Origin of the sequence: Streptomyces sp. NPDC020490 (assembly GCF_044335305.1) — a bacterium.
In the GTDB taxonomy this organism is placed as follows: domain Bacteria; phylum Actinomycetota; class Actinomycetes; order Streptomycetales; family Streptomycetaceae; genus Streptomyces.
This window is the reverse complement of record NZ_JBIRUY010000016.1, coordinates 143520-159223: the sequence shown is the minus strand read 5'-3', so window position 1 is coordinate 159223 and position 15704 is coordinate 143520. Positions and strand designations below refer to the sequence as shown.

General features: G+C 70.1%; 13 protein-coding genes. All 13 read right to left on the bottom strand.

Annotated elements, in window-relative coordinates; all coding sequences use genetic code 11:
• Nucleotides 1–69 precede the first annotated feature (69 nt).
• From nuoN to ACH4ZX_RS18940, 13 genes are read right to left on the bottom strand one after another with little or no spacing between them, the layout of a single operon-like run.
• Nucleotides 70–1728 (bottom strand): NADH-quinone oxidoreductase subunit NuoN, encoded by a 1659-nt coding sequence (gene nuoN / locus ACH4ZX_RS19000; protein ID WP_398273600.1) that lies wholly within the window; start codon nt 1726–1728, stop codon nt 70–72.
• Entirely contained in the window at nt 1725–3296 is a 1572-nt protein-coding gene (locus ACH4ZX_RS18995; protein WP_398273597.1) for an NADH-quinone oxidoreductase subunit M, read from the bottom strand. Before ACH4ZX_RS18995 ends, nuoN begins: the two co-directional genes overlap by 4 nt.
• A gap of 5 nt (nt 3297–3301) precedes the next feature.
• A complete protein-coding gene (gene nuoL / locus ACH4ZX_RS18990) occupies nt 3302–5248 on the bottom strand; it encodes an NADH-quinone oxidoreductase subunit L (protein WP_398273594.1) in 1947 nt (648 codons plus the stop codon).
• Nucleotides 5249–5262: 14 nt separating this feature from the next.
• Nucleotides 5263–5562 (bottom strand): NADH-quinone oxidoreductase subunit NuoK, encoded by a 300-nt coding sequence (nuoK, locus tag ACH4ZX_RS18985; RefSeq protein WP_242779136.1) that lies wholly within the window; start codon nt 5560–5562, stop codon nt 5263–5265.
• A complete protein-coding gene (locus tag ACH4ZX_RS18980) occupies nt 5559–6398 on the bottom strand; it encodes an NADH-quinone oxidoreductase subunit J (RefSeq protein WP_398273591.1) in 840 nt (279 codons plus the stop codon). Before ACH4ZX_RS18980 ends, nuoK begins: the two co-directional genes overlap by 4 nt.
• Complete coding sequence (gene nuoI / locus ACH4ZX_RS18975; protein WP_398273588.1) at nt 6395–7036, bottom strand: NADH-quinone oxidoreductase subunit NuoI; 642 nt, start codon at nt 7034–7036, stop codon at nt 6395–6397. Before nuoI ends, ACH4ZX_RS18980 begins: the two co-directional genes overlap by 4 nt.
• The gene (gene nuoH / locus ACH4ZX_RS18970; RefSeq protein ID WP_398273585.1) at nt 7029–8393 is read right to left on the bottom strand and encodes an NADH-quinone oxidoreductase subunit NuoH; all 1365 of its coding nucleotides are present in this window, start codon (nt 8391–8393) and stop codon (nt 7029–7031) included. The genes nuoI and nuoH overlap by 8 nt, the downstream gene beginning before the upstream one ends.
• On the bottom strand, nt 8390–10894 hold the full coding sequence (locus ACH4ZX_RS18965) for an NADH-quinone oxidoreductase subunit G (protein ID WP_398273582.1): 2505 nt from the start codon (nt 10892–10894) through the stop codon (nt 8390–8392). Before ACH4ZX_RS18965 ends, nuoH begins: the two co-directional genes overlap by 4 nt.
• Entirely contained in the window at nt 10891–12240 is a 1350-nt protein-coding gene (gene nuoF, locus ACH4ZX_RS18960; protein WP_324786308.1) for an NADH-quinone oxidoreductase subunit NuoF, read from the bottom strand. Before nuoF ends, ACH4ZX_RS18965 begins: the two co-directional genes overlap by 4 nt.
• Nucleotides 12237–13097 (bottom strand): NADH-quinone oxidoreductase subunit NuoE, encoded by an 861-nt coding sequence (nuoE, locus tag ACH4ZX_RS18955; protein ID WP_398273579.1) that lies wholly within the window; start codon nt 13095–13097, stop codon nt 12237–12239. The genes nuoF and nuoE overlap by 4 nt, the downstream gene beginning before the upstream one ends.
• Complete coding sequence (locus tag ACH4ZX_RS18950; RefSeq protein ID WP_398273576.1) at nt 13094–14416, bottom strand: NADH-quinone oxidoreductase subunit D; 1323 nt, start codon at nt 14414–14416, stop codon at nt 13094–13096. Before ACH4ZX_RS18950 ends, nuoE begins: the two co-directional genes overlap by 4 nt.
• The gene (locus ACH4ZX_RS18945; RefSeq protein ID WP_360751589.1) at nt 14413–15153 is read right to left on the bottom strand and encodes an NADH-quinone oxidoreductase subunit C; all 741 of its coding nucleotides are present in this window, start codon (nt 15151–15153) and stop codon (nt 14413–14415) included. The genes ACH4ZX_RS18950 and ACH4ZX_RS18945 overlap by 4 nt, the downstream gene beginning before the upstream one ends.
• Nucleotides 15150–15704: an NADH-quinone oxidoreductase subunit B family protein gene (locus ACH4ZX_RS18940; RefSeq protein WP_324786313.1), complete on the bottom strand. Its 555-nt coding sequence runs from the start codon at nt 15702–15704 to the stop codon at nt 15150–15152. The genes ACH4ZX_RS18945 and ACH4ZX_RS18940 overlap by 4 nt, the downstream gene beginning before the upstream one ends.

Genomic DNA, 15704 nt, shown 5'->3' with positions numbered 1-15704 from the left:
CCCTCAAGAGCGCGGCGGCCCGGCACCCGTGACCGGGTGCCGGGCCGCCGCGCGGGAGCTTGTGCCGGGTCAGCGCACGAACACCCCCGCCTGGCTCGCCAGGTCCAGGAAGTACTGCGGCGCCACACCCAGCACCAGCGTGACCGCCACGCCGACGCCGATCGCCGTCGTCGTCAGCGGGGACGGCACGGCGACCGTCGGGCCCTCGGGCCGCGGATCGCTGAAGAACATCAGCACGATCACCCGGATGTAGAAGAACGCCGCGATGGCGGACGAGATCACACCGACCACGACCAGCGGGGCCGCCCCGCCGTCCGCCGCCGCCTTGAACACGGCGAACTTCCCGGCGAAGCCGGAGGTCAGCGGGATGCCCGCGAAGGCCAGCAGGAACACCGCGAACACGGCCGCCACCAGCGGCGAGCGACGGCCGAGGCCGGCCCACTTCGACAGGTGCGTCGCCTCGCCGCCCGCGTCGCGCACCAGCGTCACCACGGCGAAGGCGCCGATGGTCACGAAGGAGTACGCGGCGAGGTAGAAGAGGACGGAGGAGACGCCGTCCGGCGTGGTCGCGATGACACCCGCGAGGATGAATCCGGCGTGCGCGATCGACGAGTACGCCAGCAGCCGCTTGATGTCGGTCTGCGTGATCGCGACGATCGCACCGCCCAGCATGGTGACGATCGCGACGCCCCACATGACCGGCCGCCAGTCCCAGCGCATGCCGGGCAGCACCACGTACAGGATGCGCAGCAGCGCGCCGAAGGCCGCCACCTTCGTCGCCGCCGCCATGAAGCCGGTCACCGGGGTCGGGGCGCCCTGGTAGACGTCCGGCGTCCACATGTGGAACGGGACGGCGCCCACCTTGAACAGCAGGCCCATGACGATCATCGCGGCGCCGACGAGCAGCAGCGCGTCGTTGCCCATGGTGCCGGCGAGCGCCGGGGCGACGCCCGTGGCCGTGCCGTCGACGACCTGCGCGATCCTGGCGTACGACACCGAGCCGGCGTAGCCGTACAGCAGGGCGATGCCGAACAGCGTGAACGCCGAGGCGAACGCGCCGAGCAGGAAGTACTTGACCGCGGCCTCCTGCGACATGAGCCGCTTGCGGCGGGCCAGGGCGCACATCAGGTACAGCGGCAGCGAGAGGACTTCCAGGGCGACGAACAGCGTCAGCAGGTCGTTGGCCGACGGGAAGACCAGCATGCCGGCGACCGCGAACAGCAGCAGCGGGAAGACCTCGGTGGTGGTGAACCCGGCCTTCACCGCCGCCTTCTCGCTGTCGCTGCCCGGCACGGACGCGGCCTGCGCGGCGAAGGAGTCGACCCGGTTGCCGTGTGCCGCCGGGTCGAGCCGGCGCTCGGCGAAGGTGAACAGGCCGACCAGGCCGGCCAGCAGGATCGTGCCCTGCAGGAACAGGGACGGTCCGTCGACGGCGATCGCGCCCATCGCCGCGATGTGCGCCTTGGTGGTGCCGTACCCGTCCGCCGCGAGCGCGACGACCGCGGCGAAGGCCGCACACAGGGCGACGGCGGAGACGAACACCTGGGCGTAGTAGCGGGACTTGCGCGGGATGAACGCCTCGACGAGCACCCCGACGATCGCCGCGCCCAGGACGATCAGGGTGGGCGCGAGCTGCCCGTACTCGATCTTGGGTGCGTCGATCTTCGAGATCGGATCGGCCGCGGTGGCCGCGGTTGTCCACAGGCTGTGGACGGCTGATGCGCTCACTTGGCCGCCTCCACCTCAGGCTGGGGGTCCTTCTTGTGTACGTCCGACAGGGTCGACTTGACCGCCGGGTTCACGATGTCCGTGACGGGCTTCGGGTAGACGCCCAGGAAGATCAGCAGCACCGCCAGCGGGGCGATCACCAGGATCTCCCTGACCCGCAGGTCGGGCATCGCGGAGACCTCCGGCTTCACCGGGCCCGTCATCGTCCGCTGGTAGAGGACGAGGGTGTAGAGCGCGGCGAGGACGATGCCGAAGGTGGCGATGATGCCGATCGCCGGGTAGCGGGTGAAGGTGCCGACCAGGACCAGGAACTCGCTCACGAACGGCGCCAGTCCGGGCAGCGACAGGGTGGCGAGGGAGCCGATCAGGAACGTGCCGGCGAGCACCGGGGCGACCTTCTGCACACCGCCGTAGTCGGCGATGAGCCGCGAGCCGCGCCGCGAGATCAGGAAGCCCGCCACCAGCATCAGGGCGGCGGTCGAGATCCCGTGGTTGACCATGTAGAGGGTCGCGCCGGACTGGCCCTGGCTGGTCATCGCGAAGATGCCCATGATGATGAAGCCGAAGTGCGAGATCGACGCGTACGCCACCAGGCGCTTGATGTCGCGCTGGCCGACGGCGAGCAGCGCCCCGTAGATGACGCTGATGAGCGCCAGCACCAGGATGGCCGGCGTGGCCCACTTCGAGGCCTCCGGGAACAGCTGGAGGCAGAAGCGGAGCATCGCGAAGGTGCCGACCTTGTCGACGACCGCCGTGATGAGCACGGCGACCGGCGCGGTGGACTCCTGCATGGCGTTGGGCAGCCAGGTGTGCAGCGGCCACAGCGGCGCCTTCACCGCGAAGGCGAAGAAGAAGCCGAGGAACAGCCAGCGCTCGGTGTTCGTCGCCATGTGCAGCGAGCCGTCGGCGCGGGCCTGGGCGATCTCCTGGAGGCTGAAGTTCCCGGCGACCACGTACAGGCCGATCACCGCGGCCAGCATGATCAGACCGCCGACCAGGTTGTAGAGCAGGAACTTCACGGCCGCGTACGACCGCTGCGTCGACGCCGCCTTCTCGCCGTGCTCGTGGGCGTGGTCCCCGAAGCCGCCGATCAGGAAGTACATCGGGATGAGCATGGCTTCGAAGAAGATGTAGAAGAGGAAGACGTCGGTGGCCTCGAAGGAGAGGATCACCATCGCCTCGACGGCCAGGATCAGGGCGAAGAAGCCCTGCGTCGGCCGCCAGCGGCGGCTTCCGGTCTCCAGCGGGTCGGCGTCGTGCCAGCCCGCGAGGATGATGAACGGCATCAGCAGGGCGGTCAGCGCGATCAGCGCCACCGCGATGCCGTCGACGCCCAGTTCGTAGCGGACGCCGAACTCCGCGATCCACGCGTGGGACTCGGTGAGCTGGTAGCGCCCGCCGCCGGGGTCGAAGCGGACCAGGACGGCGATCGCGAGGGCGAGCGTGGCGAGCGAGACGAGCAGCGCCAGCCACTTGGCGGCGGTGCGCCGCGCGGCCGGTACGGCGGCCGTGGCCACCGCGCCGATCGCCGGGAGCGCCGCCGTCGCTGTCAGCAGGGGAAAGGACATCGGTATCAGACCGCCCTCATCAGCAGGGTCGCGGCGACGAGGACCGCCGCGCCGCCGAACATCGAGACCGCGTAGGAGCGCGCGAAGCCGTTCTGCAGCCTGCGCAGCCGTCCGGAGAGGCCGCCGACCGAGGCCGCCGTGCCGTTGACGACGCCGTCGACCAGGGTGTGGTCCACGTACACCAGGGAGCGCGTGAGGTGCTCGCCGCCGCGGACCAGGACGACGTGGTTGAAGTCGTCCTGCAGCAGGTCGCGCCGGGCGGCCCGGGTGAGCAGCGACCCGCGCGGGGCGACGGCCGGGACCGGGCGCCGCCCGTACATGGCCCACGCCAGGCCCGCGCCGACGACCAGGCAGACCAGGGTCGCGCCGGTGACGGTCAGGGCGCTGACCGGGGAGTCGCCCTCGCTGTGCCCGGTGACCGGCTCCAGCCAGTTCAGGAAGCGGTCGCCGAGGTGGAAGAAGAAGCCGCCCGCGACCGACCCGACGGCCAGCACGATCATCGGGATCGTCATGACGTTGGGCGACTCGTGCGGGTGCGGCTCCGTGTACTCGCCGCGAGTCTCGGCGGCCGGTTCCACACTGGGCTCGGCCGGGGACGGGGTCGGGGCGTGGCGCCAGCGCTCCTCGCCGAAGAACGTCATCAGCATCACGCGCGTCATGTAGAACGCGGTGATGGCCGCGCCCAGCAGGGCCACGCCGCCGAGGATCCAGCCCTCGGTGCCGCCCTTGGCGAAGGCGGCCTCGATGATCGCGTCCTTGGAGTAGAAGCCGGACAGGAACGGGAAGCCGATGATCGCCAGGTAGCCGAGGCCGAAGGTGACGAAGGTGACCGGCATGTACTTGCGCAGGCCGCCGTACCGCCGCATGTCGACCTCGTCGTTCATGCCGTGCATGACCGAGCCGGCGCCGAGGAACAGCCCGGCCTTGAAGAAGCCGTGCGTCACCAGGTGCATGATCGCGAAGACGTAGCCGATGGGGCCGAGGCCCGCGGCGAGGACCATGTAGCCGATCTGCGACATGGTCGAGCCGGCCAGCGCCTTCTTGATGTCGTCCTTCGCGCAACCGACGATGGCACCGAACAGGAGCGTGACCGCGCCGACGACGACGACCGCTGTCTGTGCGTCCGGCGCCGCGTTGAAGATGGCGCCGGAGCGGACGATCAGGTAGACGCCCGCGGTCACCATGGTCGCGGCGTGGATGAGGGCCGAGACCGGGGTCGGGCCCTCCATCGCGTCCCCGAGCCAGGACTGCAGCGGCACCTGGGCGGACTTGCCGCAGGCGGCGAGCAGCAGCATCAGGCCGATGGCGGTGAGCTTGCCCTCGGAGGTGTCGCCGACGTGGCTCAGCACCGGCTGGAAGGCGAAGGTGCCGAACGTCGTGAACATCAGCATGATCGCGATCGACAGGCCCATGTCGCCGACGCGGTTGACCAGGAAGGCCTTCTTCGCCGCGGTCGCCGCGCTGGGCTTGTGCTGCCAGAAGCCGATCAGCAGGTAGGAGGCGAGACCGACGCCCTCCCAGCCGACGTACAGCAGCAGGTAGTTGTCGGCGAGGACGAGCACCAGCATCGCCGCGAGGAACAGGTTCAGGTAGCCGAAGAAGCGGCGGCGCCGCTCGTCGTGCTCCATGTACCCGACCGAGTAGAGGTGGATCAGCGAGCCGACGCCCGTGATGAGCAGGACGAACGTCATCGACAGCTGGTCGAGGCGGAAGGTGACGTCCGCCTGGAAGCCCGCGACCGGGATCCAGCTGAACAGGTGCTGCATCAGGGTCCGGTTCTCGGCCTCCTTGCCGAGCAGGTCGGCGAAGAGGACGAGACCGATGACGAAGGAGCAGGCCGCGAGGGCGGTGCCGATCCAGTGGCCGACGGCGTCCAGACGCCGGCCGCCGCACAGCAGTACGGCCGCTCCGAGCAGAGGCGCCGCCACCAGCAGCGCAATCAGGTTCTCCACGATTCAGCGACCCCTCAGAGCTTCATCAGGCTGGCGTCGTCGACCGAGGCCGAGTGGCGGGAACGGAACAGCGACACGATGATCGCGAGCCCGACCACGACCTCCGCGGCGGCGACGACCATCGTGAAGAAGGCGATGATCTGGCCGTCGAGATTGCCGTGCATCCGGGAGAAGGTGACGAACGCGAGGTTGCAGGCGTTCAGCATCAGCTCGATGCACATGAACACGACGATCGCGTTGCGCCTGATCAGCACGCCGGTGGCGCCGATCGTGAACAACAGGGCGGAAAGGTAGAGGTAGTTGACCGGGTTCACTTCGACGCCTCCTCCCGCTTGAAGGTGGCCGGTTCGATCGCGGTCCGCTCCAGCCGCTCCTCGGCGCGCTGTTCCAGCGCCCGCAGGTCGTTGAGCGCGTCCGCCGACACGTCGCGGATCTGGCCGCGCTCGCGCAGCGTCTTGCTGACCGTGAGGTCGGACGGGGTGCCGTCGGGCAGCAGGCCCGCGATGTCGACGGCGTTGTGCCGGGCGTACACGCCGGGCGCCGGCAGCGGCGGGACGTGCTTGCCCTCCCGGACGCGCTGCTCGGACAGCTCGCGCTGGGTCTTGGCGCGCTCGGTGCGCTCCCGGTGGGTGAGCACCATGGCGCCGACGGTTGCGGTGATCAGCAGGGCGCCGGTGATCTCGAAGGCGAAGACGTACTTGGTGAAGATGAGGGCGGCCAGGCCCTGCACGTTGCCGTTGCCGTTCGCCTCGGCGAGGCCGTCGAACTCCGTCAGGGAGGCGTTGCCGATCCCGGCGATCAGCAGGATGCCGAAGCCGAGTCCGCACAGCAGGGCCAGCCAGCGCTGGCCCTTGATGGTCTCCTTCAGGGAGTCCGCCGCGGTGACGCCGACGAGCATCACCACGAACAGGAAGAGCATCATGATCGCGCCGGTGTAGACGACGATCTGCACGACGCCCAGGAAGTAGGCGCCGTTGGCGAGGTAGAACACCGCCAGGACGATCATGGTGCCGGCCAGCGACAGGGCGCTGTGCACGGCCCGCTTCATGAAGACGGTGCCCAGGGCGCCGAGCACGGCGACCGTGCCGAGCACCCAGAACTGGAAGGCCTCTCCGGTGGAGGTGGAGTAGGCGGCGAGCTGCGCGGTCATCGGCCGATCACCTTCTCCGACGCCGGTTCGCTCTCGCCGGAGGTCGAGTCGGCCTCCTGCGCGACCTCGCCCTTGGAGCGGGCGACCTGGCGTTCCGTGCCGGGTGCGGCCTCGGTCACCAGGCCGCGGTAGTAGTCCTGCTCGTCCATCCCCGGGTAGATCGCGTGCGGGGTGTCGACCATGCCCTCTTCCAGGCCGGCGAGCAGCTGTTCCTTGGTGTAGATGAGGTTGGCGCGGCTGGAGTCGGCCAGCTCGAACTGGTTGGTCATGGTCAGCGCGCGGGTGGGGCACGCCTCGATGCACAGGCCGCACAGGATGCAGCGGGCGTAGTTGATCTGGTAGACGCGGCCGTACCGCTCGCCCGGCGAGTAGCGCTCCTCGTCGGTGTTGTCCGCGCCCTCCACGTAGATGGCGTCGGCGGGGCAGGCCCAGGCGCACAGCTCGCAGCCGACGCACTTCTCCAGGCCGTCCGGATGGCGGTTGAGCTGGTGCCGTCCGTGGAACCGCGGAGCCGTGGTCTTCTGCTGCTCCGGGTACTGCTCGGTCAGCCGCTTCTTGAACATGGCCTTGAAGGTCACGCCGAAGCCGGCCACGGGGTTCATGAAACCGGGCTTGGTCTCCTTGGGCTCCTCAGCCATCGGACGCCTCCCTTCCATCCGAAGATCCGTCACTGGGAGTATCCGGTCCGCCACTGACAATGAGCTCTCGCTCACGCTGCGAACGGCGCCTGGGCACCGGCGGCAGCTCCTGACCCGGCAGCGGCGGTACCGGGAATCCGCCGGCCAGCGGGTCGAACGCGGCCGGCTCCTCGGCGGGCTGCTCGGCCGCCTTCGCCTTCTCGCGGAACATGTCGGCGACGAAGGACAGCAGGAGCAGGGCGAGGACGCCGCCGCCGATGTAGAGGGCGATGTCGGCGAAGTCGTAGTTCTCGTTCCGCAGCGCCCGCACGGTCGCGACCAGCATCAGCCAGACCACGGAGACGGGGATGAGGACCTTCCAGCCGAGCTTCATCAGCTGGTCGTAGCGGACCCGCGGGAGCGTGCCGCGCAGCCAGATGAAGAAGAACAGCAGCAGCTGGACCTTGACGGTGAACCACAGCATCGGCCACCAGCCGTGGTTCGCGCCCTCCCAGAAGGTGCTGATGGGCCAGGGGGCCCGCCAGCCGCCGAGGAACAGCGTGGTGGACACGGCGGAGACGGTCACCATGTTGACGTACTCGGCGAGCATGAACATCGCGAACTTGATCGACGAGTACTCGGTGTTGAAGCCGCCGACCAGGTCGCCCTCGGACTCCGGCATGTCGAAGGGGGCGCGGTTGGTCTCGCCCACCATCGTGACGACGTAGAGGATGAAGGAGACCGGCAGCAGGACGATGTACCAGCGGTCCTGCTGCTGCTCGACGATCGTCGACGTCGACATCGAGCCGGAGTAGAGGAACACGGAGGCGAAGGCGGCGCCCATGGCGATCTCGTAGGAGATCATCTGCGCGCACGAGCGCAGGCCGCCCAGCAGCGGGTAGGTGGAGCCGGAGCTCCAGCCCGCGAGGACGATGCCGTAGATGCCGACCGAGGCGACCGCGAGGATGTAGAGCATCGCGATCGGCAGGTCGGTCAGCTGCATCGTGGTGCGGTGGCCGAAGATCGAGATCTCGTTGTCGGCCGGGCCGAAGGGGATCACCGCGACCGCCATGAAGGCCGGGACGGCCGCGACGATCGGCGCGAGGATGTAGACCACCCGGTCCGCGCGCTTGACGATGATGTCTTCCTTCAGCATCAGCTTCACGCCGTCGGCGAGCGACTGGAGCATGCCCCAGGGGCCGTTCCGGTTGGGGCCGATGCGCAGCTGCATCCAGGCGACGACCTTGCGTTCCCAGACGATGGACAACAGCACGGTCAGCATCACGAAGGCGAAGCAGAACACCGCCTTGACGACGACCAGCCACCACGGGTCGCGGCCGAACATCGAGAGGTCTTCAGCGGCGAGGTACGGGCTCATGCCTCCACCTCCTTGGGGGCTTCGGCGGTCAGCGTCGCCGGGCCGATGCGGACGAGGGCGCCGGGCAGCGCCCCGGTGTCGGAGGCGACGCCCCCGCCCGCGGAGTTCAGCGGGAGCCAGACCACGCGGTCGGGCATCTCCGTGATCTCCAGCGGGAGTTCGACGGCTCCGGAGGGGCCGGTCACGGCGAGCAGGTCGCCGTCCTTGACGCCGGCCTCGGCGGCCGTGGCGGCCGACACGCGCGCGTGGGCGGCGTGCCGGGTCCCGGCGAGCGCCTCGTCGCCCTCCTGCAGGACGCCTCGGTCGAGCAGGAGACGGTGGCCGGCGAGCACGGCCTCCCCGGCGGCGGGCCGCGGCAGCACGGCCGCGCTGTGCTGCGGGTCGGTGGACCGCGGCCCGTCCCAGGCGCCGAGCCGGTCCAGTTCGGCGCGCACGGTACGCAGGTCGGGCAGGCCCAGGTGCACGTCCATGGCGTCGGCGAGCATCTGCAGCACGCGCGCGTCGGTGGGCGCGAGGCGGCGGGTCATCTGGTCGGGCTTGAGCGCGGCCTCGAAGGAGCGCGCCCGTCCTTCCCAGTTGAGGAAGGTGCCGGCCTTCTCGGCGACGGCGGCGACCGGGAGCACGACGTCCGCGTGCTCGGTGACCTCGCCGGGCCGCAGTTCCAGCGACACCACGAACCCGGCCTCCGCGAGCGCCGCACGCGCGCGTGCCGGGTCGGGCAGGTCGGCGACCTCGACGCCGGCGACCAGCAGGGCCTGCAGCTCGCCGGCGGCGGCGGCCTCGACGATCTCGCCGGTGTCGCGGCCGTAGCGGTGCGGGAGTGCGGCGACGCCCCAGAGGGCGGCGACCTCCTCACGCGCGCGCGGGTCGGTGGCCGGGCGACCGCCCGGCAGCAGCGACGGCAGCGCGCCGGCCTCGACGGCGCCGCGCTCACCGGCCCGGCGCGGGATCCACGTCAGCCGGGCGCCGGTCGCCGCGGCGGCCCGCACCGCGGCGGTCAGGCCGCCCGCCACGGCGGCCAGCCGCTCGCCGACGACGATCACCGCGCCCTCGGCGCGCAGCGCCTCGGCCGCCTGTGCGCCGGGGCCCTCCACGCCGATCCCGCTGGCGAGGGCGTCCAGCCACTCGGTCTCGGTGCCGGGAGCCGCCGGCAGCAGCGTGCCGCCGGCCTTCTCCAGGCCGCGGGTGGCGTGCGTGGCCAGCGCGAACACCTTCTGCCCGTGCTTGCGCCAGGCCTTGCGCAGCCGCAGGAAGACGCCGGGCGCCTCCTCCTCGGACTCGAACCCGACCAGCAGGACGGCGGGCGCCTTCTCCAGCGCGGTGTACGTGACGCCCGTGCCGTCGATGTCTCGGCCGTGTCCGGCGATGCGGGACGCCAGGAAGTCGGCCTCCTCGCCGCTGTGCACGCGCGCGCGGAAGTCGATGTCGTTGGTGTCGAGCGCCACGCGCGCGAACTTGCTGTACGCGTAGGCGTCCTCGATGGTCAGCCGGCCACCGGTGAGGACGCCGGTCCGGCCGCGGGAGGCGAGCAGTCCCTGCGCCGCGATCTGCAGCGCCTCCGGCCAGGAGGCCGGTTCCAGGTCGCCCTCCGCGTTGCGCACCAGGGGCGTGGTGAGCCGGTCCGGCTGCTGCGCGTAGCGGAACGCGAAGCGGCCCTTGTCGCAGATCCACTCCTCGTTGACCTCGGGGTCGTTGGCGGCGAGCCGCCGCATGACCTTGCCGCGCCGGTGGTCGGTGCGGGTGGCGCAGCCGCCGGAGCAGTGCTCGCACACCGACGGCGAGGAGATCAGGTCGAAGGGGCGGGCGCGGAAGCGGTACGCCGCCGAGGTCAGCGCGCCGACCGGGCAGATCTGGATGGTGTTGCCGGAGAAGTAGGACTCGAAGGGGTCGCCCTCGCCGGTGCCGACCTGCTGCAGCGCGCCCCGCTCGAGCAGTTCGATCATCGGGTCGCCCGCGATCTGGGTGGAGAAGCGGGTGCACCGGGCGCACAGCACGCACCGCTCACGGTCGAGCAGCACCTGCGTGGAGATCGGCACCGGCTTCTCGTAGGTGCGCTTCTTCCCGTCGAAGCGGGACTCGGCGTTGCCGTGCGACATCGCCTGGTTCTGCAGCGGGCACTCGCCGCCCTTGTCGCAGACCGGGCAGTCCAGCGGGTGGTTGATGAGGAGGAACTCCATCACCCCGTGCTGGGACTTCTCGGCGACCGGCGACGTGAGCTGGGTCTTGACCACCATGCCGTCGGTGCACGTGGTGGTGCAGGACGCCATCGGCTTGCGCTGGCCCTCGACCTCGACGATGCACTGGCGGCAGGCGCCGACCGGGTCGAGGAGGGGGTGGTCGCAGAAGCGGGGGACCTCGATGCCGAGCTGCTCGGCGGCGCGGATGACCAGGGTGCCCTTGGGCACGCTGATCTCGATGCCGTCGATCGTCACCGTGACGAGATCTTCCGGCGGGACCGCCGCTTCTCCCCCGCCCGCGGGAGTGCTGCTGGTCACGGTCATGCGTTCACCTCCGTGCGGTCGGCCCAGGCCGTCGACTTGGCCGGGTCGAAGGGGCAGCCGCGGCCCGTGATGTGCTGCTCGTACTCCTCGCGGAAGTGCTTGAGCGAGGAGAAGATCGGCGAGGCGGCACCGTCGCCGAGGGCGCAGAAGGCCTTGCCGTTGATGTTGTCGGCGATGTCGTTGAGCTTGTCGAGGTCGGACATCCGGCCCTTGCCGGCCTCGATGTCGCGCATCAGCTGCACGAGCCAGTAGGTGCCCTCGCGGCAGGGCGTGCACTTGCCGCAGGACTCGTGGGCGTAGAACTCGGTCCAGCGGGTGACGGCGCGCACGACGCAGGTCGTCTCGTCGAAGCACTGCAGGGCCTTGGTGCCGAGCATGGAGCCGGCGGCGCCCACTCCCTCGTAGTCGAGGGGGACGTCGAGGTGCTCGTCGGTGAGCAGCGGCGTCGAGGAGCCGCCCGGCGTCCAGAACTTCAGGCGGTGGCCCGGCCGCATGCCGCCGCTCAGGTCGAGCAGCTGGCGGAGCGTGACGCCGAGCGGCGCCTCGTACTGGCCGGGGTTGGCCACGTGGCCGCTGAGCGAGTAGAGCGTGAAGCCCGGGGACTTCTCGCTGCCCATCGACCTGAACCATTCCTTGCCGTTGTTCATGATGGCGGGAACCGAAGCGATCGACTCGACGTTGTTCACCACAGTCGGGCACGCGTACAGGCCCGCGACGGCGGGGAAGGGAGGACGCAGCCGCGGTTGACCCCGGCGGCCTTCGAGCGAGTCGAGCAGCGCGGTCTCCTCACCGCAGATGTACGCGCCCGCGCCCGCGTGCACGGTGACGTCGAGGTCGATGCCGCTGCCCAGGATGTTCTCGCCCAGGTAGCCCGCCGCGTAGGCCTCACGCACGGCCTCGTGCAACCGCCGCAGCACGGGGACGACCTCACCACGCAGGTAGATGAAGGCGTGCGACGACCTGATGGCGTAGCACGCGATGACGATGCCCTCGATGAGGCTGTGCGGGTTCGCGAACAGGAGCGGGATGTCCTTGCACGTCCCGGGCTCCGATTCGTCGGCGTTGACAACGAGATAGTGCGGCTTTCCGTCCCCCTGGGGGATGAACTGCCACTTCATTCCCGTCGGGAATCCCGCGCCGCCGCGGCCGCGCAGCCCGGATTCCTTGACGTACGCGATCACGTCGTCCGGGGACATGGCCAGCGCCTTGCGCAGCCCCTCGTACCCTTCGTGCCTGCGGTAGACGTCCAGCGTCCAGGACCTGTCCTCGTCCCAGAAGGCCGACAGCACGGGTGCGAGCAGCTTCTCGGGGCTGGTGTCTGTGAGTTCGGCTGCCAAGGTCATCACTCCCCCTCCTCGGCGACTGGCCCTGCCGAATGGGAAGGGTCGGAGGCCGACGTGTCGTGCGGCGCGTCGTGCGAGCTGAGGTGCTCGGTCGGGGACGGCTCGTGTACGGCCGTGTCGTGCGGGCCGCCGTCGCGCGGATGGACCACGCGGGCGGGCGGCGCCTCACCCTTGGCCAGGCGGAGACCGGCCAGCGACGCCGGTCCGGCGCTGCCGCTCTCGTCGACGGCCCCGGGCCGCTCGTCGGGGAAGCCGGCGAGGATCCGGGCGGTCTCCTTGAAGGTGCACAGGCGCGCCCCGCGCGTGGGGTCGACCGGCCTGCCTTCGCGCAGGTCGTCGACGAGCCGCTTGGCGCTGTCCACGGTCTGGTTGTCGAAGAACTCCCAGTTGACCATCACGACCGGCGCGTAGTCGCAGGCCGCGTTGCACTCGATGTGCTCCAGGGTGACCTTGCCGTCGCCGGTGGTCTCGCCGTTGCCGACGCCGAGGTGCTCCTGCAGCTCCTCGAAGATCGCGTCGCCGCCCATCACCGCGCACAGCGTGTTGGTGCAGACGCCGACCTGGTAGTCGCCGCTCGGCTTGCGCCGGTACATGGTGTAGAAGGTGGCGACCGCGGTGACCTCGGCCGTGGTCAGTCCCAGCACGTCCGCGCAGAACTGCATCCCGGTGCGCGTGACGTGGCCCTCCTCCGACTGCACGAGGTGCAGCAGCGGCAGCAGCGCGGACCGGGAGTCCGGGTAGCGGGCGATGACGGCGCGGGCGTCCCGCTCCAGCCGCTCGCGTACGTCGTCCGGGTAGGCGGGGGCGGGCAGTTGGGGCATGCCCAGGCTGACGCCCTGCTCCGAGGAACTGGTGCTCACCGGTCGACGCCTCCCATCACGGGGTCGATGGACGCGACGGCGACGATGACGTCGGCGACCTGGCCGCCCTCGCACATCGCCGCCATGGCCTGCAGGTTGGTGAAGGACGGGTCGCGGAAGTGGACCCGGTAGGGGCGGGTGCCGCCGTCGGAGACGACGTGCGCGCCGAGTTCGCCCTTGGCCGACTCGACCGCCACGTACGCCTGCCCGGGCGGCACCCGGAAGCCCTCGGTGACCAGCTTGAAGTGGTGGATCAGGGCCTCCATGGAGGTGCCCATGATCTCCTTGATGTGGTCGAGGGAGTTGCCCAGTCCGTCCGGTCCCAGGGCGAGCTGGGCCGGCCAGGCGATCTTCTTGTCGGCGACCATGACCGGGCCGGGCTGCAGCCGGTCCAGGCACTGCTCGACGATCCGCAGCGACTGCCGCATCTCCTCCAGGCGGATGAGGAAGCGGCCGTAGGCGTCGCAGGTGTCGGCGGTCGGGACGTCGAAGTCGTAGGTCTCGTAACCGCTGTACGGCTGGGACTTGCGCAGGTCGTGCGGCAGGCCGGTGGAGCGCAGGATGGGGCCCGTGACGCCCAGGGCCATGCAGCCGGCCAGGTCGAGGTAGCCGATGTCCTGCATGCGGGCCTTGAAGATGGGGTTCCCGGTGGCGAGCTTGTCGTACTCCGGGAGGTTCTTCTTCATCTTCTTCACGAACTCGCGGATCTGGTCCACCGCGCCGGGCGGCAGGTCCTGGGCGAGTCCGCCGGGCCGGATGTACGCGTGGTTCATCCTCAGGCCCGTGATGAGCTCGTAGAGGTCGAGAATCATTTCACGATCACGGAATCCGTAGATCATGATCGTGGTGGCGCCGAGTTCCATGCCGCCGGTGGCGATGCACACCAGGTGCGAGGACATCCGGTTCAGCTCCATCAGGAGCACCCGGATGATCTTGGCCCGCTCGCTGATCTGGTCCTCGATGCCGAGGAGCTTCTCGACGGCCAGGCAGTACGCGGTCTCGTTGAAGAAGGACGTCAGGTAGTCCATGCGCGTCACGAACGTGGTGCCCTGCGTCCAGGTCCGGTACTCGAGGTTCTTCTCGATGCCGGTGTGGAGGTAGCCGATGCCGCAGCGGGCCTCGGTGACCGTCTCGCCGTCGATCTCCAGGATCAGGCGGAGGACCCCGTGGGTGGACGGGTGCTGGGGCCCCATGTTGACGACGATGCGCTCGTCGTCGGCGCGTGCCGCGGACTGGACGACCTCGTCCCAGTCGCCACCGGTGACCGTGTAGACGGTGCCTTCGGTGGTCTCGCGCGCCGAAGCTGACTGAGTACTCACGAGTACGACCTCCGCTGGTCCGGAGCCGGGATCTGGGCGCCCTTGTACTCGACGGGGATGCCGCCGAGGGGGTAGTCCTTGCGCTGCGGGTGGCCCTGCCAGTCGTCCGGCATCATGATCCGCGTCAGGGCCGGGTGACCGTCGAAGACGATCCCGAAGAAGTCGTAGGTCTCGCGCTCGTGCCAGTCGTTCGTGGGGTACACGGGGACCAGCGACGGGATGTGCGGGTCGCTGTCGGGGACGCTGACCTCCAGGCGGATCAGCCTGTTGTGGGTGATCGAGCGCAGGTGGTAGACGGCGTGCAGCTCGCGGCCCTTGTCGTGCGGGTAGTGCACGCCGCTGACGCCGGTGCACAGCTCGAAGCGCAGGGCCGGGTCGTCGCGCAGGGTGCGGGCGACCCGGACCAGGTGCTCGCGCTCGATGTGGAAGGTCAGCTCACCGCGGTCGACGACCGTCTTCTCGATCGCGTTGGCGGGCAGCAGGTCCTGCTCCTCCAGCGCGCCCTCGAGTTCGTCGGCGACCTCGTCGAACCAGCCTCCGTAGGGACGGCTCGCCGGTCCCGGGAGTCGGACCGAGCGGACCAGGCCGCCGTAGCCGGAGGTGTCGCCGCCGTTGTTGGCGCCGAACATGCCGCGCTGGACGCGGATCTCCTCGCCGCCCTGGCCGCGCCGGCCGGGGAGGTTCGAGGCGCTGAGGTCCTTCTCGGGGTTGACCCCGTTGCCGTTCGCGTCGCTCACCGCAGCAGCCCCTTCATCTCGATCGTGGGCAGGGCCTTGAGCGCCGCCTCCTCCGCCTCACGGGCGGCCTCCTCGGCGTTCACGCCGAGCTTGGAGGTCTGGATCTTGTGGTGGAGCTTGAGGATGGCGTCCACCAGCATCTCGGGCCGCGGCGGGCAGCCGGGCAGATAGATGTCGACCGGGACGATGTGGTCGACGCCCTGCACGATCGCGTAGTTGTTGAACATGCCGCCCGACGAGGCGCACACGCCCATGGAGATGACCCACTTGGGGTTCGGCATCTGGTCGTAGACCTGCCTGAGCACCGGCGCCATCTTCTGGCTGACCCGGCCGGCGACGATCATCAGGTCGGCCTGGCGCGGTGATCCGCGGAAGACCTCCATGCCGAAGCGCGCCAGGTCGTAGCGGCCGGCGCCGGTCGTCATCATCTCGATGGCGCAGCAGGCGAGGCCGAAGGTGGCGGGGAAGACGGACGCCTTGCGCACCCAGCCCGCGGCCTGTTCGACGGTGGTCAGCAGGAAGCCGCTCGGCAGCTTTTCTTCGAGTCCCAT